Annotated in this window: 17 protein-coding genes and 2 tRNA genes; 10 read left to right on the top strand and 9 right to left on the bottom strand. The window is 66.9% G+C overall.

The features are described 5' to 3' along the window. The first annotated feature begins 198 nt into the window (after positions 1-198). From OG921_RS02825 to OG921_RS02840, 4 genes are read left to right on the top strand one after another with little or no spacing between them, the layout of a single operon-like run. Positions 199-1344 carry a DNA cytosine methyltransferase gene (locus tag OG921_RS02825; RefSeq protein ID WP_266111040.1) on the top strand — a complete coding sequence of 382 codons (1146 nt, stop codon included), beginning with the start codon at positions 199-201 and terminating at the stop codon, positions 1342-1344. Next, entirely contained in the window at positions 1341-2210 is an 870-nt protein-coding gene (locus OG921_RS02830) for a hypothetical protein (protein WP_266110812.1), read from the top strand. The genes OG921_RS02825 and OG921_RS02830 overlap by 4 nt, the downstream gene beginning before the upstream one ends. Before the next feature lie 18 nt (positions 2211-2228). Continuing rightward, positions 2229-2684, top strand: coding sequence for a very short patch repair endonuclease (locus tag OG921_RS02835; protein WP_266110813.1), 456 nt, complete (start codon positions 2229-2231; stop codon positions 2682-2684). Further along, on the top strand, positions 2677-3366 hold the full coding sequence (locus tag OG921_RS02840) for a DUF998 domain-containing protein (protein ID WP_266110814.1): 690 nt from the start codon (positions 2677-2679) through the stop codon (positions 3364-3366). The genes OG921_RS02835 and OG921_RS02840 overlap by 8 nt, the downstream gene beginning before the upstream one ends. Here the strand turns inward: OG921_RS02840 and OG921_RS02845 are convergent. Both OG921_RS02845 and OG921_RS02850 read right to left on the bottom strand, forming a co-directional pair. Next, positions 3299-5002 carry an alpha/beta hydrolase gene (locus OG921_RS02845; RefSeq protein ID WP_266110815.1) on the bottom strand — a complete coding sequence of 568 codons (1704 nt, stop codon included), beginning with the start codon at positions 5000-5002 and terminating at the stop codon, positions 3299-3301. The genes OG921_RS02840 and OG921_RS02845 overlap by 68 nt on opposite strands. Next, on the bottom strand, positions 4999-5289 hold the full coding sequence (locus OG921_RS02850; protein WP_266110816.1) for a hypothetical protein: 291 nt from the start codon (positions 5287-5289) through the stop codon (positions 4999-5001). The genes OG921_RS02845 and OG921_RS02850 overlap by 4 nt, the downstream gene beginning before the upstream one ends. Before the next feature lie 195 nt (positions 5290-5484). Between OG921_RS02850 and OG921_RS02855 the strand changes: the two genes are divergently transcribed. Next, the gene (locus OG921_RS02855; protein WP_266110817.1) at positions 5485-5970 is read left to right on the top strand and encodes a VOC family protein; all 486 of its coding nucleotides are present in this window, start codon (positions 5485-5487) and stop codon (positions 5968-5970) included. A 61-nt stretch (positions 5971-6031) separates the two neighbouring features. On the opposite strand, the gene OG921_RS02860 is transcribed toward OG921_RS02855, so the two are convergent. Further along, positions 6032-7621 (bottom strand): MDR family MFS transporter, encoded by a 1590-nt coding sequence (locus OG921_RS02860; protein WP_266110818.1) that lies wholly within the window; start codon positions 7619-7621, stop codon positions 6032-6034. Between the two features lie 7 nt (positions 7622-7628). Next, a complete protein-coding gene (locus OG921_RS02865; RefSeq protein WP_266110819.1) occupies positions 7629-8123 on the bottom strand; it encodes a MarR family winged helix-turn-helix transcriptional regulator in 495 nt (164 codons plus the stop codon). A gap of 371 nt (positions 8124-8494) precedes the next feature. On the opposite strand from OG921_RS02865, the gene OG921_RS02870 reads away from it, so the two are divergent. Further along, the gene (locus OG921_RS02870) at positions 8495-9649 is read left to right on the top strand and encodes a lipase family protein (RefSeq protein WP_266111041.1); all 1155 of its coding nucleotides are present in this window, start codon (positions 8495-8497) and stop codon (positions 9647-9649) included. A 199-nt stretch (positions 9650-9848) separates the two neighbouring features. After that, entirely contained in the window at positions 9849-11261 is a 1413-nt protein-coding gene (locus OG921_RS02875; protein WP_266110820.1) for a M14 family zinc carboxypeptidase, read from the top strand. 3 nt (positions 11262-11264) lie between these two features. On the opposite strand, the gene OG921_RS02880 is transcribed toward OG921_RS02875, so the two are convergent. Continuing rightward, positions 11265-12116, bottom strand: coding sequence for a mycofactocin-coupled SDR family oxidoreductase (locus OG921_RS02880; RefSeq protein WP_266110821.1), 852 nt, complete (start codon positions 12114-12116; stop codon positions 11265-11267). A gap of 190 nt (positions 12117-12306) precedes the next feature. Here OG921_RS02880 and OG921_RS02885 point away from each other — a divergent pair, with 190 nt between their 5' ends. Together OG921_RS02885 and OG921_RS02890 are read left to right on the top strand one after the other, a co-directional pair. Then, entirely contained in the window at positions 12307-13563 is a 1257-nt protein-coding gene (locus OG921_RS02885; RefSeq protein WP_266110822.1) for a TetR/AcrR family transcriptional regulator, read from the top strand. Positions 13564-14107: 544 nt separating this feature from the next. Beyond that, complete coding sequence (locus OG921_RS02890; protein WP_266110823.1) at positions 14108-14332, top strand: hypothetical protein; 225 nt, start codon at positions 14108-14110, stop codon at positions 14330-14332. A 208-nt stretch (positions 14333-14540) separates the two neighbouring features. Here the strand turns inward: OG921_RS02890 and OG921_RS02895 are convergent. The 3 genes from OG921_RS02895 to OG921_RS02905 all read right to left on the bottom strand — a co-directional run bounded on the left by OG921_RS02895 (position 14541) and on the right by OG921_RS02905 (position 15598). Next, positions 14541-14613 (bottom strand) — tRNA-Arg (locus OG921_RS02895). A gap of 68 nt (positions 14614-14681) precedes the next feature. Then, a tRNA-Ser gene (locus OG921_RS02900) sits at positions 14682-14771 on the bottom strand. A gap of 110 nt (positions 14772-14881) precedes the next feature. Beyond that, positions 14882-15598, bottom strand: coding sequence for a dienelactone hydrolase family protein (locus OG921_RS02905; protein WP_266110824.1), 717 nt, complete (start codon positions 15596-15598; stop codon positions 14882-14884). A gap of 137 nt (positions 15599-15735) precedes the next feature. Here OG921_RS02905 and hisC point away from each other — a divergent pair, with 137 nt between their 5' ends. Continuing rightward, positions 15736-16830, top strand: a complete 1095-nt coding sequence (hisC, locus tag OG921_RS02910) for a histidinol-phosphate transaminase (RefSeq protein ID WP_266110825.1) — start codon at positions 15736-15738, stop codon at positions 16828-16830. A gap of 13 nt (positions 16831-16843) precedes the next feature. Here hisC and OG921_RS02915 read toward each other — a convergent pair whose 3' ends face one another. Next, positions 16844-17800, bottom strand: coding sequence for an alpha/beta hydrolase family protein (locus tag OG921_RS02915; RefSeq protein WP_266111042.1), 957 nt, complete (start codon positions 17798-17800; stop codon positions 16844-16846). Between the last annotated feature and the right edge of the window lie 47 nt (positions 17801-17847).

Below are 17847 nucleotides of genomic sequence, written 5' to 3' on the forward strand. Positions count from 1 at the left end.
ACGACGTTCCGCCGCACACACGGGTGGGCCGATATCGGTGTATTCGATGTGGGCTGCGGCACAGCCGTCGTATGCCGGAAAGCTGTCGGCCGGCTCGGCTAACGTTGCTGCCCAAGCGAACGAGTGCGAAGGGGTGCCATGGCGTCGGTGGGGAGGGCGGCCGGCGTGAGTGCGCACCGCGCCGCGACCGGCGGCCGGATGGTCGGGTTGTTCGCCGGGATCGGCGGGCTCGAACTCGGTCTTACCGAGCACGGCTGGCACACCGAACTGCTGTGTGAGATCGACCCGGGCGCGCGGGCCGTGCTCGGCGCGCGATTCGTCGATGTCCCGATACAGCCCGACGTCACCCGATTGCGTGCCCTGCCGGCAGGCACCGAACTCGTCGCGGCGGGCTTTCCGTGCCAGGACCTGTCCCAGGCCGGGCGCACCGCGGGGATTCGCGGCGCCCGCTCCGGCCTGGTGGACGAGGTGTTCCGGCTGGTCCGCAGGCGCCGCGGTCCGCGCTGGCTGCTGATCGAGAACGTTCCGTTCATGCTGCAACTCGGTGGTGGCGAAGCGATGCGGCACATCACCGACGCACTGTCGGACCTCGGCTACACCTGGGCGTACCGGGTCGTCGATGCCCGCGCGTTCGGCCTGCCCCAGCGGCGGCAGCGGGTGTTGATGCTCGCGTCGCGCACCGAGGATCCGCGCACGGTGCTGTTCGGTGAAGACGCGGGCGTGAGCCATGAGGCCGACCCCGACGCGCATCCGTGCGGCTTCTACTGGACCGAGGGGGTGCGTGGCCTCGGCTGGGCAGTCAACGCCGTGCCGACACTCAAGGGCGGTTCGACCATCGGCATCGCCAGCCCGCCCGCGGTCCGGCTGCCGTCCGGCGAAATCGTCACCCCGGGGATCACCGACGCGGAGCGATTGCAGGGCTTCGACCCGGACTGGACGCTGCCCGCGCTCGACGCCCACGGTGTGCGCGCCGGGCACCGCTGGAAGCTGGTCGGCAACGCGGTGAGCGTGCGAATGGCGTCCTGGGTGGGTCACCGCCTGAGTAACCCACTGCCGTACGAGGATTCGGATGCGATCGAGCTGACCCGCACCCAACGCTGGCCGATCGCCGCATGGGGACGCGACCGGCGCGCATTCAAAGTGCCGTTGTCCACCTGGCCGGTACACGACCCGTACGAGGACCTCGCCGGGTTCCTCGACGAGTCCCGGCTGCTTTCCGCACGCGCCACCGCCGGGTTCCTGCGCCGGGCGCGCTCGGGCAGCCTGCGGTTCCCGGTCGGCTTCCTCGACGACGTCGAGAACCACCTCGACCGGATGGGCGGCTTTCCGCAGGTCGCGGCATGACCGCTGACCCGCTCACCGAGGCGTTGTTCGAAAGTCCGCTCGTCGCCTATCCGCTCGCCCGGGCATTGCGCACCGCCGGTGCGCGGCCGATCGCGGAGGCCGATCGCGACGCGAAGAAGAACTACGCCCAGCGGCTGTCCAATCAGCTTGCCCAGACCGTCGCCGACGCGCTGCGCCCGCACTATCCGGAGATCACCCCCACCACGAGCGGGGCTGGTCAGGAGGCGGCGGTCGACGTGGCGAAGGGCCGGAAACGACTCGACGTCAAGGCCGTCGATCCGACGCTCGGGCTGATCCTGTGCGTGTCGATCAAGACCTACAGCTTTCAGGACTACTCCCCGAAGAGCGGCAGACTCGGCCGCTGGACAAAGAACATCGTGCGCAACGATCACGAGCTGCGCAGCGAGGCGATGGTGCTGCATCAGCGCCAGCCATACAGCGTGCTCGTCGCGGTGATGTTCGAGCCGTATGCCGCATGCGACGATGGGGATCCGAGCAAAACCAACGATGTCGGGAAGTCGTCTTTTGCCCACCACGTCACAACGCTGTCCAAGCGCACCGGCCGCGGAAAGCGTCCGGTGCTCGGTGGCAGCGACCGGCTCTGGGTCGATCTGGGTGCGGAGGACACCCGGTACGACCTGTTCGAGAAGGTTTTCATCGGGCTGTACGACGCCGACGGTGCGTGCCGCTTCTTCGATGTCGAGCAGTCCCCGCCGCGGAACGGCCGCCCGCCCGAGTCGCAAACCCTGTCTTTCGACGAGTTCGTCGCGTCCGTGCACGCCGAGGTCGAACGGCGAAACCGATTCGCGCCCACCTGGTCCGAGCCCGAGGGCGACGACCCGGCCGACGATCCCGCCGACGACTGATCCGGTGCGAGCGGCGCAATGAGCCGACCGTCCACCGACGCGCGCACCAGCGCGCGGCTGAGTCGACAGCGCACTCGTGACACCGCGCCGGAGGTGGCGCTGCGCCGCGAGCTGCACCACCGCGGTCGCCGGTTCTTCGTCGATCGGGCGCCGCTGGCCGGCCTGCGGCGGCGCGCCGACCTGGTATTTCCCAGCCGGCGGGTGGCGGTCTACGTGGACGGCTGCTTCTGGCACAGCTGCCCGGTGCATGCGACGTACCCGAAGAACAATGCGCAGTGGTGGGCAGACAAGCTCGCCACCAACGTCGCGCGTGATCGCGATACCGACGCCAGGCTGGTCGAGCACGGCTGGCGGGTGGTGCGGGTCTGGGAGCATGAGTCGGTGCTCGAAGCCGCCGACCGCGTGGAGGCGATCTTGCGGACAGACCCCACCGAGGGCGGCTGCACAGAAATCGCCGAGGGCGGCGATGTCTGATCGTCCGGTTCGCATCGCGATCGGTGTGCTGCTCGTCGTTGCCGGAATCTGCTATTCGTCGTGGCTGCTCGAGTTCGTCGTGGACACCGGCCTCGACCCGATCCACTCGTTCCTCAGCGAGCTCGAAGCTCCGGACCGGCCGTACCGGGATTGGTTCGAGTACGGCGACGTCATCACCGGGTCGTGCACGCTTATCGCCGCGGTCGCCGGGCTCGTCTGCCTGCCGCCGCGACAGTTGTACTCGACGGTCGGCTGGGTGGCGCTCGCGGTGTTCGGCGGCGCCACCATCGCCGACTCCCAGGCGCCGGTGGGCTGCGTGCCCGCCCCCGCGCATCCGTGCCCGGACGAACCGAGCGGGCTCCTGCCGCAACTGCACCACCTGCACGCACTCACCAGCACGATCGCGGTGACCGCGATCTTCGTCGCGATGGTTTCGTTCACACTGACTGCGCGCCGTGACCGGCGCTGGCCGACGATGGGCAGCCTCGGGCTTGTCCTGCTCGTCCTCATCGCGGTCGCGACGGTGTGGATGGGTCTGTCCAGCATTCTCGACACGGACTGGGCGCTCGGGGTGGCGCAGCGCATCCAGGTCGGCGGCATGTCGTTGTGGCTGATCACGCTCGGTGTTGCCATCGGTCAATCCAGCTTTCGACCAGCTCGAACAGGTCCGCCCGGCCCGTGACCAACGCCGGGTCGCCTCGCACTGCGAGTTCCGGAAGCCCGGCCAGGATGACCGCCGCGTAGTATCCCGACGTGCGCAGCTCACCGTTGGCGCCGCTGCGCGGGTACTCGCCGTGGCCGGTCGCACCGTCCCGGGGTACCCCGTCGGGCGTGGTCGTGGCGTCGGTGTCGAGGTGGGTGAAATCGGACCGGTAGCCCGGGCTCCAGCCGAACCGGTTGAGATGGGCGATCGGGTCGTCGTGCGCGGTCATTTCGAAGGCGTGGCCGGGCGCGATGTGCAGCGCCTCGAACCCGGTGTCGCCGAAACCGTGCCCGGTTCCCACGCCCGGCGAGCCATAGACCAGCAGGTCGTCGACCACGTGCGGGCCGGGCTCCAGCAGCGCCAGGCCGGTGACCAGCGACCCGTACGAGTGCCCGATCGCGACGAGGTGCTGGTCACCGCCGTCGTGCGCGGCGGCGATCCCGTCGTAGAACCGCGCCAGATAGGGCGCACCGGCGCGCGCGTTGTGCGTTCCCGCGGCGTCGAGCGCACCGTCGACGGTTTCCTGCGCGACGAGATCGGCGTCCAACTGCGGCGGGTCGTAGCCGATCCAGGCGATCGCCGCGACCGACTCGGCCCGGTGGTCGGCGGTGCTGCGTAGCGCGAACTCGGCGGCCCGCTTCAGGCGGTCGGCTTCGTCGACCATGCCGGCGAGCGACCCGCCGACGGTGGTGTTCAACCCTGGTGTGGTGACCGAGACGTGGCCGGCGGTGTCCGGGTCGCCCACGGCGACTGCAGCATGGGTCTGCGCACCCGACGCGGTGTCGAGGAGCAGCAGCATCCGGTTCGGGTCCAGCGCGAGGGTGTCGTGCACGGCCTGCAGATCCGCCAGCCGCGCGGCGAGCGCCGGTTCGCCCGCACGGGCGCGGGTCAGCTCGTCACCGAGCTTGATCCCGTTGTAACGGTCCCGATCCGCAGCCGGCAGCCCGTCACGGTTACCCAGGTAGTTGTCGTGCGCGTACAGCGCGTCCTTCTCATCGGGAGTCAGCCCGGTCCACAGCTGATGCAGTTCCGTTGGATCGCGGGGCAGTTCGGCCCGGCCGTCGACGATCGCGTGTACCGCCGCGCCCAGACGCTCGGGCGGGGCGGTTGCGAGTTCCGCTACCGCGATGGCGATCTGCCGAGCGGCGCGTTGCTCGGCGGCCTCGAACCGCGCCAGCTGTTCGGCGATCCGGGACGCGAAAAACGCTGCGCGGGAATCAAGTTCGGATCCAGCCCGCGGCGTGCCCGAGTCGAAGGGACCACGTATCGCAATGACCGCGCCGTCGTCGGCCACCATCATTCCCGCGATCGGCGCCTCGACGTCGACGATCCGCAGCAGTGCCTCGCGATAGCCGTCGAGTTCGGCGCCGTACGTGGCGAATTCGTCGGAAATCGCCAGCACCGCCGCTGCGACGCGACCGGCGGACCGCCGCTCCGATTGCGCCCGCGCCTGCGCCGCGCTCGCCGCAGCACCGCGCCAACCGAGCAGCGCATCGTCCACCGCCCGGTGTGCGCACTCGACGCGGTCGGTGAAAGTCCGGTTGGCGATACACAAGGAATGCGCGTACTCGACCATCGACCGGGGTGTACTGCGCCGCACCCGGGTAATTGTCATGCCGGCAGTTCGCATGGGCCGCCACGCAACCGGCGAGCGAATTCGATGTCCGCCGAATCGTATTCGGTGGCATTCGATCGGCAGACGACCACGAGACACTCCAACCGGTTGCCGGTGCGGCGGTAGGCCTCGCGCACCGCCGCGGTGATCGGCACGGCGCAGATCGGCGATCCCGGCATCACCACCGCAGTCTCGATCGTGATGGCCTCGACTGCCGTCGCACATTCGTCGAGCGTGCCGGCGAGGGCACGCAGCCCATCGCTGTCGGCCTGCAGAATATCGCTCACTCCACCCCCGTGACCACCCCTGAGCTGGCACAACGCTAACAGGAACCGAGTGGCGCGGCGCGAAGTTATGCACACCGAGCCTGGCCTGTGGAATTCCTTGCGAGACTTCTTTGCGAGACAATGTCGAACAGCGGGGAACGGCTCCGACTACTTCGGTGATGGCGCTCTGCCTGCACCTACCGAGAGGAAACGACCATGTCCCAGAAGATCACTCCGGCGCTCTGGTACGAGACGAACGCCGAGGAAGCCATCGCGTTCTACGCGGGAATTTTCGACGATTTCACGTTGATCTCGGAGTCGCGATACGGGCCGGGCACACCGATGCCGGAGGGCACCCTGCTGTCCGCCACGTTCGAACTCGCCGGCCTGCAATTCATGGCGATCAACGGTGGGCCGCACGACAAGTTCAACGACGCCGTCTCGTTCTACGTCAACTGCGCCGATCAGGCCGAGGTCGACCGGTACTGGGACGCTCTCACCGCCGACGGCGGCGCGGAGGTGCAGTGCGGCTGGCTCAAGGACAAGTTCGGCATGTCCTGGCAGATCGTGCCGGTACAACTCAGCGAGTTCCTCGAGCAGTCCGAACCCGAGGCCGCCCAACGGGTGATGCAGGCGATGCTGCAGATGGTCAAGATCGACGTCGAGGGATTGCGCGCGGCCCGCGACGGCGTGAGCGTCTGAGCGGCGCGACCTCCGCCAAGGGTCCCGGGCACGATGCCCGGGACCCTTTCTCGCGTGCCCGCTAGCGAGCGGCGACCGTTTCCTTCGTCATGTCGACGAGCTGGGCGTCGTCACTCGGCTCGATATCGATCGTGCGCCTTAGCGGCCGGTTCGGCAGCAGCACCACGGCGACCAGGGTCACCACTGCCACGGCGGCGGCGATCATGAAGATCCGGCCGGTGGCGTCGCCGTAGGCGGCACGCATGATTTCCTGCACCGGGGCAGGCAACGCCGCGAGGTCGAGGCTGCCGCCGCCTCCGCCGCCGCTGATGCCCAGGTTGGCCAGGCCGGCGGCGGACAGATCGGCGACCCGGGTGGCCAGCATGGAGCCGAGCACCGACACTCCCACTGCGCCGCCGAAGGTGCGGAAGAACGCGACGCTGCTGGAGGCGGCACCGACGTTCTGCACGCTGACGGTGTTCTGCACGGCCAGCACCAGGTTCTGCAACAGGTTGCCGACACCGAAGCCGACGGTCAGCATGAACACGCCCAACAGCCACAGGCTGGTCTGGTGATCGATCGTGCCGAGCAGGCCGAACCCGATGACCAGCAGCGCGGCGCCGAACACGACGAAGGCCTTCCACTTGCCGGTGCGAGTGATGATCTGACCGGAGATCACCGAGCCGAGCAGCATGCCGACGACGAGCGGGATGGTGAGCAAGCCCGCGTCGGCGGGCGAAAAGCCGCGGGCGATCTGGAAGTACTGACCGAGGAAGGTGGTCGCGCCGAACAGGCCGACACCGACCGCGACGGAGGAGATTATCGCGAGTCCGGTGGTGCGTTCGGTGACGATCTTGAGTGGGATGATCGGCGCCTTGGCCTTCATCTCCACGAAGATCGTCGCCGCGAGCAGCGCAACGCCTGCACCGACCAGGATCACCGTTTGCTCCGACATCCAGGCGTAGGAGTCACCTGCGAACGACACCCAGATCAGCAGGGTCGACACACCGGCGGTCATCAGCAGTGCGCCGAGCCAGTCGATCGAGACGTCGTCCTTGCGGACGGTGGTGATGTGCAGGGTGCGCTGAAGCAAGAACAGGGCGATCACGGCGAGCGGGATGCAGACGAAGAAGCACCAGCGCCAGCCGAGCGGGCTGTCCACGATGACGCCGCCGAGGATCGGGCCGCCGGACATCGAAACGGCCGTGACGGCACCCATGTAGCCGGAGTACCGGCCGCGGTCACGCGGCGCGACGATCGTGCCGATGATGGCCACGACCAGCGCGGTCAAACCACCCATGCCGACACCCTGCACGGCGCGGGCGGCGAGCAACAGCGGCACGTTGTGCGCGAAGCCGGCGAAGATCGAACCGCATACAAAGATGACAATGGCGATCTGGACCAGGGACTTCTTATTGAACAGGTCGGCCAGCTTGCCCCAGATCGGGGTCGAGGCGGCGGTGGTGAGCAACGCCGTGGTGATCACCCAGGAGTAGGCGGTCTGCGTGCCGTTGAGGTCGGCGATGATGGTCGGCAGTGCGGTCGCGACGATCGTCGAACTCAGCAGCGCCGTGAACAGCGCCGCGAGCAGGCCAACGAGCGACTCGAGAATCTGGCGGTGTGACATCGCGTTCGGATCGCGCTGCGTCACCGGTTCGGTTGCTATCGACATTCGACAGTTATCTTTCGTTCGAGGCAGCCATGAGCGCGCCGAACCGGCGCTGGGCATGGTTGGTCTGGGCGTGCTGGCAAAGGGTCTTGCTCAATTTCTGGACGGTGTCGAACGCCTTCATGGCCTCGGTTTCCGACCAATCGGCGAGCGCATGCTGGAGTCGCTCCGCGCGCATGCGTCGCAGGTTTTGCAGTAGTTCGTATCCGGCGGAACTGACCCGCACGAGCGAGGCCCGGCCGTCTTCGGGATCGGTGGTCCGATCGACGTAGCCGCGGCCGACAAGTTCGGCGAGCTGTCTGCTGAGCGCCGACGGCGTGATGAACAGTTCGTCGGCGAGCGCGTTCTGCCGGCTCTCGCCGTAAATGGCGAGGGTGAGCAGGACCGCCGCGGATCCGGGCAGTAGATCGGTCCCATCGTCGGGGGCGAGCGCGCCACGCATCGAACGACCGAGCCGGAACAGCTCATCGATGAAGTGCTCCGCGGTTTCGGGTGGTAACGGCATGGCACCCCCTCACACGATGGAAACGGACAGTTAATTAACTTCCGCAACTATATAGGTGGATACTTGCGGCAAGCAAGTATATTTGGCTACATCACCTTGATCCGACTGGTGTGAATCGCGACACTTTCGGGTAGTTAGGCGAGTGCACGGCTCCTTCTCGTTGCGGTCGAGGGCGATTTCATCGACGATTACCCTCAACCCCTAAGCGCCGAGAGCAAACCGGGAGCAACCCGTGCACACTGCTCGTCGGCGCTATATGTTGTTCGCTCGATCGCTTGATTCGGGAATGAGGTTTCGGTGTGACCGAACGGATTTTTCGCAGTCTGCCGCTGCGCGCGGCGTTCTTGGCGTGCCTGACGGTGGCACTGGCGATGGTGGTGTCGCCGGCGCCCGCCGGCGCCCAGCCCATCTATCCGATCCTCAATCCCGACCCGTTCTACGTGCAGCCACCGGATCTGGCGGGTAAGCGTCCCGGGGACGTCCTTGCGGTGCGCCCGATGCCGCCCATCGCGGCATTCCCGGGCGTCGGCGTCGTACAGATCAAGTTCCGCTCCACGAGCTCCGAGGGCAGGCCGATCGCGGCGACCACGCTCGCGCTGCTGCCGGCGAACCGGCAGCCGGGTGGCCCGTTGCTGTCGTATCAGCACATCATCAACGGACTCGGCACGCAGTGTTCACCCTCGTCGACGCTGTACACCAATGATCCAAACCTCGTCGTGCGGGAAGCACCTGCGCTCAACGTCGTGCTGACGCGCGGCTGGTCGATCCTGCTTCCGGATCATCTCGGCCCGAATGCGGCCTACGGTGCCGCGAAGCTCGGCGGCCAGATCGTGCTCGACAACATCCGCGCCGCACAGCGGGTCAGCGAGCTCGGACTGGCGGCCAGCCCCGTCGCGATGGCCGGGTACTCCGGCGGCGGCATGGCCACCGCATGGGCGGCTGCGCTCGCCCCGAAATACGCACCGGACCTGAAGATCGTCGGTGCGGCGGAAGGCGGTGTGCCGGCGAACATCACCAAAATGGCCCGTCAGCTCGGCTTCAGTCCGCACCCGGCGTTCGGCTTGGCGATGGCGGCCGCGATCGGCCTGGAACGCGAGTACCCCGACCGGTTCCCGCTCAGCGAGCAGCTGAACCCGCTCGGGATCGACATTCGCAACAAGATCGCGAACGCCTGCACCAACGACATTCTGGCGGCCGGCGCCGGCCACAGCGTCCCCGAGCTCGCCTCGACGCTGGAACTCACCAGCGACCCCAAGGCATGGTCGATCGCCGATGAGAACAGCCTCGAGCTGTACTCCGAGGTGCCGAACATCCCGATCTACGAGTGGCATTCGCCGATCGACGGACTGATTCCGATCGACTCCATCCTCAACACCATCAGCCGGTACTGCGGAGCGGGCGTACGCGTGCAGTCCGACACCTACCCCGTCCCGGATCACCTCACCGCCGCTGTGCTCGGATTGCCGACTGCGCTCAACTACCTGGAGCAGCGGTTCCAGGGGGCGCCTGCGCCGAGTAACTGCTAGGTCTGGCGAAAGCCGACGAAACTTGTCGGTGCTGCTCGATGGACTTGGATCATGCTGGGGGGGCAACGATCCTGCTGAGGCGTTGGACGCGCCAACGCCGCCCGCTGCGTGGTCGCATGACCGCGACCCGGTGCCGCGGCGGCGAAACGAGTAGCGCGTTACTCTGTTTCCCGCCACCCGCAGCCGGGATGCTGGTCACATGAGCGAGCCAATCGACCCGTCCGATACCCGCATCTCCGCGCGGATCACCGCACCCGACCGGGAGACGGCGTTCGATATCGTGCGCCGCTATCCGCTCGATTACGGGTGCCGCCCGGTCGCGCTCCCGACCGATAGGGGTTTCGAGGTGCCCGCTCTGCTCTCCCCCACCGATCTCGACACGCTGCGGGACGCCGGAATCGAGGTCGACATTCGGTTCGATGTCCGCGACCGGGATAACGCACCCATCGGCACCGGCGATCGGTTCGAGGGCGGCCAGCGCGCCCCGCAGGGTGTCGGCACCCGCCGCGAAGGCCAAGGCGACGATGTCGGCCCGATCCTCAACGTCGACGAAATCGGCTCGGCCATAGACGGACTCGTGAACGAGTACGGCATCCCCACCTTCACCCTGCCGAACGGTACCGCCGAGGGCCGCCCGAGTACCGGCGGACAGATCGGCGATGTCGACCCCGATCTGTACCACGTCTATTTCACCGCCGGCGTGCACGCACGCGAGCGCGGCGGACCGGACGCGTTGATCTATTTCATCGCAGACCTGCTGCACGCCAACAAGTTCGGTACCGGAATCACGTTCGGCGCCCGCAGCTACAGCAACGCCGACGTGCACAAGGCGCTCAACACCGGGATCGTGTTCTTCCCCCTGGTCAACCCGGACGGCGTCGCTTGGGATCAGCGGACCGACACCCTATGGCGCAAGAACCGCAACCCGGCCAGCGCGATTCCCGGATCGGCCAAGTCCATCGGCGTCGACATCAACCGCAATTACGACTTTCTCTGGGACTACCGCACCCACTTCGACCCGTCGATCACCGGCAATTCCGCACTCGCCTCCGACGATCCGAGCGCGGAGACATTCCACGGCACGGCGCCGTTCTCCGAGCCCGAGACACGCAATGTCGGGTGGGTCTTCGACCGGTTCCCGCGGCTGAACTGGTACATGGATATCCACTCCGCGGTCGGCGACATCCTCTACAACTGGGGCGATGATGACGACCAGGTCGGCGATGAAGGGATGCGGTTCTTCGATCCACGCTGGGATGGAGCGCGAGGAGTGCTGACCACCAACGACTATCGCGAGTGGTTACCCGAAGCCGACCTCGGGCGGATCAAGAACGTTGCCCGGCGCACCGCGGCAGCGATGGCCGCAGTCGGCGGCCGGCCATTCCGCCCGATACCCGCGGCCGACCTCTACGCGACGTCCGGCGCGAGCGACGACTACGCCTACAGCCGCTCCTGGATCAATCCGGATCACAGCAAAGCCCACGGTTTCACCATGGAATTCGGGTATCCGACGAATTTCTACCCCACGCTCACCGAGTACCACCAGAACCTCGCCGATGTCGGTGCCGGACTGATGGAGTTCTGCCTCGCCGCGGCAGACCACCCGGTGTAGCGGTCAGTACTTCATCGTCCCCCGGTCGACGGCAATCTGGCTACCGGTGATCGTCGAGGAGCCGTCGCCCGCAAGCCAGGACACCACATCGGAAACCTCTGCGGGCGTGAGGAATTCCTTCAGTCCGCTCTTGCCTTCGTGGTTGACCGGGCGCAGCGGCATCGGTGCGAAGCTGTGGATGTAGCTGGGGTGCTTGCCGAACACCGCCATCATTGCTTCGCGCTCGATCATGGGCGTATCGACCGAATAGGGGTGAATCGAGTTGACCCGGATTCCGAACTCGCCCACCTCGAGCGCCAGCGCGTTCGTCAGCGCGACGAGTCCGTGCTTGGAAGCGGAGTAGTGCGAGTTGCCCGGGGTGGCCTTCAGGCCCGCCGACGAACTCACCACGATGATCGAGCCGCCGTTGCCGGCCTCGATCATCGCGGGCACGGCCGCCCGAATGGTGCGCCAGGTGCCGTTGAGGTTGACGTCGACGACGGTGTCCCACTGTTCCTCGGACATCTCGAATATCCGGCCCCAGCTCAATACGCCGGCATTGGCTACCACAATGTCGAGTCGGCCGAACTGCTCGACACCAGCGGCGACGACCTGCTGCAGCGCGGCAAGATCGCGGATATCGGCCTCGTGCGCGAGCACCTTGCGGCCGGTTGCCTCCACGGCCTGCACCGTCTCGGCGAGGTCATCGGAAGTGGCCGCCGGGTAGGTGATCGACTCCGCGACCGGCCGGCAGATATCGACGGCGATGATGTCCGCACCGTCTTCCGCCAGGCGAATCGCGTGGGAGCGGCCCTGCCCGCGTGCCGCGCCGGTCACCAGCGCCACCCTGCCGTCGAGGGGTTTGTTCGAGGCCACCGTCGCTCCTTTCGTAAAGCTGCAGCCAGGCTAGCAGTCGACTGGAACGTGTTCTAGTACGCGGCGCGCAGGCACAGCTCAGGGAGCTCCGTTTGCATCACTAATCGTTAACCAGAACTCAGCACTGCGCCAGTAGGCGGCTATTGCGATAGCATTCGACGATGAAGGACCGTTTGCATATAGTCGCCGGGTGAAGACCCCCGACGCGGGACGCACCTCGGGCGCAGCCACTCGCGCGCGCACGGCCCGACTCCCCGCAGCAGCACGGCGGGCCGAAATCCTGCGGCGCTCGGCTCGGTTGTTCCAGCTGCGCGGTTACACCGGGGTCAGTATCGATGATATCGGTGCCGACATCGGGATCAGCGGGCCCGCACTGTATCGGCACGTCACCGGCAAGGAAGCGATCCTGTTCGAGATCGGGGCCGAGTTCCTCGACCGACTACTTGCCGCAACTAGCGGAGCGCTCCGGGAGACCGAATCTGCGAATCCCGACGTCACCAGCCGCCTGCTCATCGATGACGTGGTCGACGTAGCGCTCGACTACCCGTCCGAATTGACGGTCACGATCCGGCACATGTGGAGCCTCAACGACGAACGGCGCGAACAGATCTCCGGACGCTGGGGTCGGCTCGGGCAAATGGCCGTACCGGCCTTCGCCGCCGCGCATCCGAACCTCGATCCAGCCGATTCCGGCCTCTATGTCCGGGCCGGTGCCGGTGTGCTACTCGGGTTCGCGCGCGGCCTGCGCAACGTGCCGCGACCACGCATCAGCGCGCATGCATCGACTGCGCTCAACGACATGCTGTGCGTACAGCTGGCCGCGTGCAGTCCGGAAACGGCCCCTACGACCGACAGCAGACTGTGGGAGCGCTCCTCGCGACGCGAGCAAATCCTCGGTACGGCAATCGCATTGTTCCGCGAGCGTGGCTTCCGCGGTGTGTCGATGGCCGAGATTGCCGAGGCTGTGGGAGTTACTGCCGCGGCACCGTACCGGCATTTCAAGAACAAGGAGGACATCCTCGCGACCGCAATCCTGCGAGCCGGCGAACGGGTCACCATCGGCATGAACGAACAGCTCGCCAGTGCGACCTCGGCAGTCGAGGCGCTGGACCGGCTCGTCCGTTCCTATATCGACATCGCCGTCGCCAACTCCGACCTGTTCGCGGTGACCGCCACCGAGTGGCACCACATCTCGGCGGACGCCATGCAACAGCGGCGGCGCACTCAGCAACTCATCGCCGAAGAGTGGACGCACTGCCTGGCAACGGTGCGCCCGGACCGCAATGGCGCCGAGGCGACCGCGATGGTGCAGGGCATCGTGGGCATGGTCAACGAGGCGGTGCGCTCACGCGCGGTGGCCCGTCGCCCACATCTCGCGGATGACCTGTACGCACTTGCGCAGGCGATGCTGCACCAGCCGCGAACCGGTAGCGTCGCCGTGTCCTGATTACGGCGAAACCGACTACAGCGAAGGCGATGTCAGCGACAATTTCGACCAATGCGGTTACCCACGAAAACCAGGTGACGCGGGCCGCCGGAGGCGCGTTGATGAAACTGTCGCTGAAGAATCCCCAGGTCGGAAGCAGGTGTGCTGCGGTGAATCCCACCGCGCTGAGGGATCCGCGTGATTCCGGCAGCGACAGCGGAACTGCCGGAGCCGATTCGAGGAAAACCGTTCACCAATTCAGGCCCACCGCCGCTTCCCGGCAACCGATATCGAAAAGTTAGCTGCGGGAGCGGTTGGGCGGGCCCATTGTGGCAATCCCGGTGACTACCGGGCACGATCGGTCCAGTCAGCCGATCGCCGGGCCGTAGCCAGTACTTCTCCACGTATTTATGCAGGTCAGATGCCCGAAACGGGCGTAAAATCCGATCTTGAAACGTGCCGGCTCGGATCGAAGGCGGACTACTCGGCGGCAGGGGTGGAGAGCGTGTTGAGACGGATTTGCTTCACAATTCTGGGGGCGACAACGGTCGCAGCGGGAGCGATCGTGGGAGCTGGAGGCGTGGCCTCGGCGCTCGCCCCGGGGGTGACGTGCGTGTACAGCACGTGTACCAACAACTCGAATATGGATCGGACGATCACCGGAACGGCAACCTGTCCGAACGGCTCGACCGTCCTCGCCACGGCGTTCGTTCCCGCCCACGGCTCCGGCGTCTTGCTCGCCGGACGTTGCCCCGATCTCGGTGTCGCAGGCGCGCCGTATACCTACTGATCCCACGCCGCGCACTCCGACTTACGTCGACACCCCCGCGATCGCGGCGGTGCGGATTCGAGGCCGGGTGTGCGCTCGCCCCCGACGCTCGCCAGTTGTGCACGATAGTCGGGTGCCGACTGCACTACTGCCACCGAAAGCCGCGGCTGTGCCCAACATCTGCCGATGCACGAAGAAGCCCCCGACACCTGGTCGAGGGCTTTCGCTGTGCGCCCGAAGGGATTCGAACCCCTAACCTTCTGATCCGTAGTCAGATGCTCTATCCGTTGAGCTACGGGCGCCGGTCTTCAGTTGTTGTCAGTGGTACCGAAGTACCAACTGTGTCACGGGCGGTGTCGAAACACCGACGTGGCGGAGGCGAGAGGATTTGAACCTCCGGTCCCCGTGAAGGGACAACTCATTAGCAGTGAGTCCCATTCGGCCGCTCTGGCACGCCTCCTGAGCCTTCTTGCGAGGCACCGGTCCTTTCGAACCGCCGAGGGGAAAGGTTACACAGGCCGGAACCGGGAAGCAAAATCGCCCCCTCCGCGAGCGGGCATCGGGCATCGCCTAGCGGAGATTGGCGTCGAACCAGTCGAAGATGCGGGTCTGCGCGTCGACCGACGGGTCGTTGTCCGCATCGAAATCTTCGTCATTATGGTCGGGCCGGTCGGCACGATGTTGCAATCCCGCATAGCTGACGACGTGTGCTGCGACCGCGGCCTTGCCGACCTCGTCACGCAACCGCTCCACGTGCTCGGCCGGTGTCTCCGGGTCGTCGCCGCCGTACAGGCCGAGCCACGGCGCCTGCAATGAAGGAGCAGCTTCGATGAGCGCAGGCGCATCCGCGCTGAGCGGCTGGGTGATCCCCCGCGCGGCGACGCTGACCGCCGCACCTATCGGACGGTTCGTCGCGACCAGGAAGGCCGCGGTGCCTGCGTCGTCGAAGCCGAGCGCACCGATGCAGTCCGGAAACACCCCGCGATGGGTCAGCCAGTCGAAGCAAGCGTCGAAGTCCTCGAACAAGTTCTCGCCGAATACTTCGCTCTCGGAATCGTCGGGCTCACGATGGAACAGGTGCGGAGCAACCGCGATCCAGCCCTCGTTCGCAAGGGAGCTCAGCAAGTCGAGCAGCGCGGGGGTGAACTCGCGCGATTCGTGCAGCACGACGATGCCGCCGCGCGCGTGACCTTCGGGTTCGATGGCGGTGACGGGCACCGTCTCGATGGTTTGTTCGTCGTCGTCCGCACGCCGCAACTGTGCGGTGTCGGTGAAGAATCCCGGCATGGGACCAGAGTAGGTAACAGCGGGCAACTGTGCGGAAGATTGTTTGGCACGGAACCGTCTCGGTCGGGGTATCGATCGAGGTGTTGACCTGCAGACCTGCCGATCGGCGCGGATTCCCACCCACGCATACTGGATCGGTGAGCGCACGCACCCGTCCAGACCTCGCCGGTATCCCCTCGTATGTGCCGGGCCGCAGTTTCCCCGGCGCGATCAAGCTCGCCAGCAACGAGACGACGCACGCTCCGCTGCCAGGGGTGGCCGGTGCGGTCGCCGAGGCGATGCAGACGGTGAACCGGTATCCGGACAACCGCAATGCCGAACTCGTGGAGGCGCTGGCCGCGCGGCTCGGCGTGCCGTCGGAGCAGGTGACGATCGGCTGCGGCAGCGTCGCGCTGTGCCAGGAATTGGTGCAGATCACCTGCGGCGCGGGCGACGAGGTCGTGTACGCGTGGCGCTCGTTCGAGGCCTACCCCGTGGTGACGCAAGTGGCCGGTGCGACGGCGGTGACGGTCCCGCTGACCCCCGACCACGTGCACGACCTCGACGCGATGCTGGCGGCGATCACACCCCGCACCCGGCTGGTGTTCGTGTGCAACCCGAACAACCCGACCGGCACCGCGGTCGGGCGCCGCACGCTCGAGCAGTTCCTCGATGCGGTGCCCCGCGAGGTGCTAGTCGTGCTGGATGAGGCGTACTTCGAGTACCTCCGGATCTCGCCCGAGGATGCGCCCGACGGCGTCGAACTCGGTCGCGGCCGGCCGAATGTCGTGGTGCTGCGGACGTTCTCGAAGGCGTACGGCCTGGCCGGCCTGCGAGTGGGTTACGCCGTGGGCGACCCCGCGATCATCGGCGCGCTGGCGAAGGTGCACATCCCGTTCAGCGTGAACCGGCTCGCGCAGGCGGCCGCGCTCGCGTCGCTCGAGGCCCAGGACGCATTGCTCGACCGCACGCACGCCGTCGTCGACGAGCGGCAGCGGGTTCGCGCCGCACTGATTTCGGCCGGTTACGCCGTGCCGCCGAGCGAGGCGAACTTCGTCTGGCTGCCACTGGGCGAGCGGTCCTTCGAGTTCGGCGAGGCCTCGGCCGAGTTCGGTGTGCTGGTACGTCCGTACGGCACCGACGGGGTGCGCGTGACGATCGGCGATCCGCAGGAGAACGACGCGTTCCTCGCGTTCGCGACCGCGCCGGGCACGGCGGCCGAGTATGTCGGGGCGGCGGCCTCGGCGGGTTGAGCCGTCGGCCCCGCTATCCGAGGGCCTTGGCGAGGGTCGGCCACGAATTGTGCAGGTCCTCCTGCCAGTACGGCCACGAGTGAGTCCCGACCGGACGATAGACGAATTGCGCTGGGATGCGGAGTGAATCGAGGCGGGCCTGGAACTGCCGCGTGCAGTTCATGGTGAGCAGCTCGAGCCCGACGCCGGTAGCCGAGTCGACCAGTGCGGTGCTGGACTGCAGGTCGCCCGGACCGACCAGCCCATTGCCGACCGACAGATAGACCGACTTCCCGCGCAGGGCATCGGCATTGGTGACCGGATCGTGCGCCGCCCAGTCGGGGTCGTTGTCCGGTCCCCACATGTTGGTCGCATTACCGCCGCGGGACGCGACGGTCGCCCGAACCGATTGCTGCGCATTGGCATCCGTCGAATCCGGACAGCTGCTGTAGGCCGCGACACCGCGGTAGAGCTGCGGGTGGCGGGTGATCAGGTTGAGTGCGGCATGGCCACCCATCGACAGTCCCGCGACCGCGTTCGCGCCGGTTCCGTCGAACCGCGCGTCGACGATCGACGGCAACTCGCCGGTGAGGAACGTTTCCCAGGCATTGACGCCGAGCACCGGGTCGATCCACTTCCAGTCGGTGTAGTAACTCGCCGCGCCACCGACCGGGAGGACGACGTTCACGTTTTTGTCGGCGAAGAACACCGCTGCGTCGGTGCGCTCGGTCCAGGTGTTCTGATCGTTGCCAGCGTCGACGCCATCGAGCAGGTACAGCGACGGGCGCGGCTTATCGTTTACGGGGTGCAGGATTTGCACCTGCACGACGCGATGCATGGCCGGCGAATCGATGAACAGTGCCGTGCGTTGCGGCCCGAGTTGCTTGACGTCGGTCACGCGGGCGCTGCCATGTGCCGGTTCCGGCGCAGCCTCCGGAGCGGACGACCCGGTGTCCACCGGATCAGCGATAGCAGGCGCCGATCCCACCATCGTTATCGCGAACAGCAGGCATGCGTACGCCGGTGTTCGTCGTTTCA

It is taken from the genome of Aldersonia sp. NBC_00410 (genome assembly GCF_026342035.1).
Lineage (GTDB): Bacteria > Actinomycetota > Actinomycetes > Mycobacteriales > Mycobacteriaceae > Aldersonia.

Bases quoted from the DNA above. Each gene is read 5' to 3' on its own strand.
- OG921_RS02825 (WP_266111040.1), top strand. From the start codon at position 199: ATGGTCGGGTTGTTCGCCGGGATCGGCGGGCTCGAACTCGGTCTTACC.
- OG921_RS02830 (WP_266110812.1), top strand. From the start codon at position 1,341: ATGACCGCTGACCCGCTCACCGAGGCGTTGTTCGAAAGTCCGCTCGTC.
- OG921_RS02835 (WP_266110813.1), top strand. From the start codon at position 2,229: ATGAGCCGACCGTCCACCGACGCGCGCACCAGCGCGCGGCTGAGTCGA.
- OG921_RS02840 (WP_266110814.1), top strand. From the start codon at position 2,677: ATGTCTGATCGTCCGGTTCGCATCGCGATCGGTGTGCTGCTCGTCGTT.
- OG921_RS02845 (WP_266110815.1), bottom strand. From the start codon at position 5,002: ATGACAATTACCCGGGTGCGGCGCAGTACACCCCGGTCGATGGTCGAG.
- OG921_RS02855 (WP_266110817.1), top strand. From the start codon at position 5,485: ATGTCCCAGAAGATCACTCCGGCGCTCTGGTACGAGACGAACGCCGAG.
- OG921_RS02860 (WP_266110818.1), bottom strand. From the start codon at position 7,621: ATGTCGATAGCAACCGAACCGGTGACGCAGCGCGATCCGAACGCGATG.
- OG921_RS02865 (WP_266110819.1), bottom strand. From the start codon at position 8,123: ATGCCGTTACCACCCGAAACCGCGGAGCACTTCATCGATGAGCTGTTC.
- OG921_RS02870 (WP_266111041.1), top strand. From the start codon at position 8,495: ATGGTGGTGTCGCCGGCGCCCGCCGGCGCCCAGCCCATCTATCCGATC.
- OG921_RS02875 (WP_266110820.1), top strand. From the start codon at position 9,849: ATGAGCGAGCCAATCGACCCGTCCGATACCCGCATCTCCGCGCGGATC.
- OG921_RS02905 (WP_266110824.1), bottom strand. From the start codon at position 15,598: ATGCCGGGATTCTTCACCGACACCGCACAGTTGCGGCGTGCGGACGAC.
- OG921_RS02915 (WP_266111042.1), bottom strand. From the start codon at position 17,800: ATGGTGGGATCGGCGCCTGCTATCGCTGATCCGGTGGACACCGGGTCG.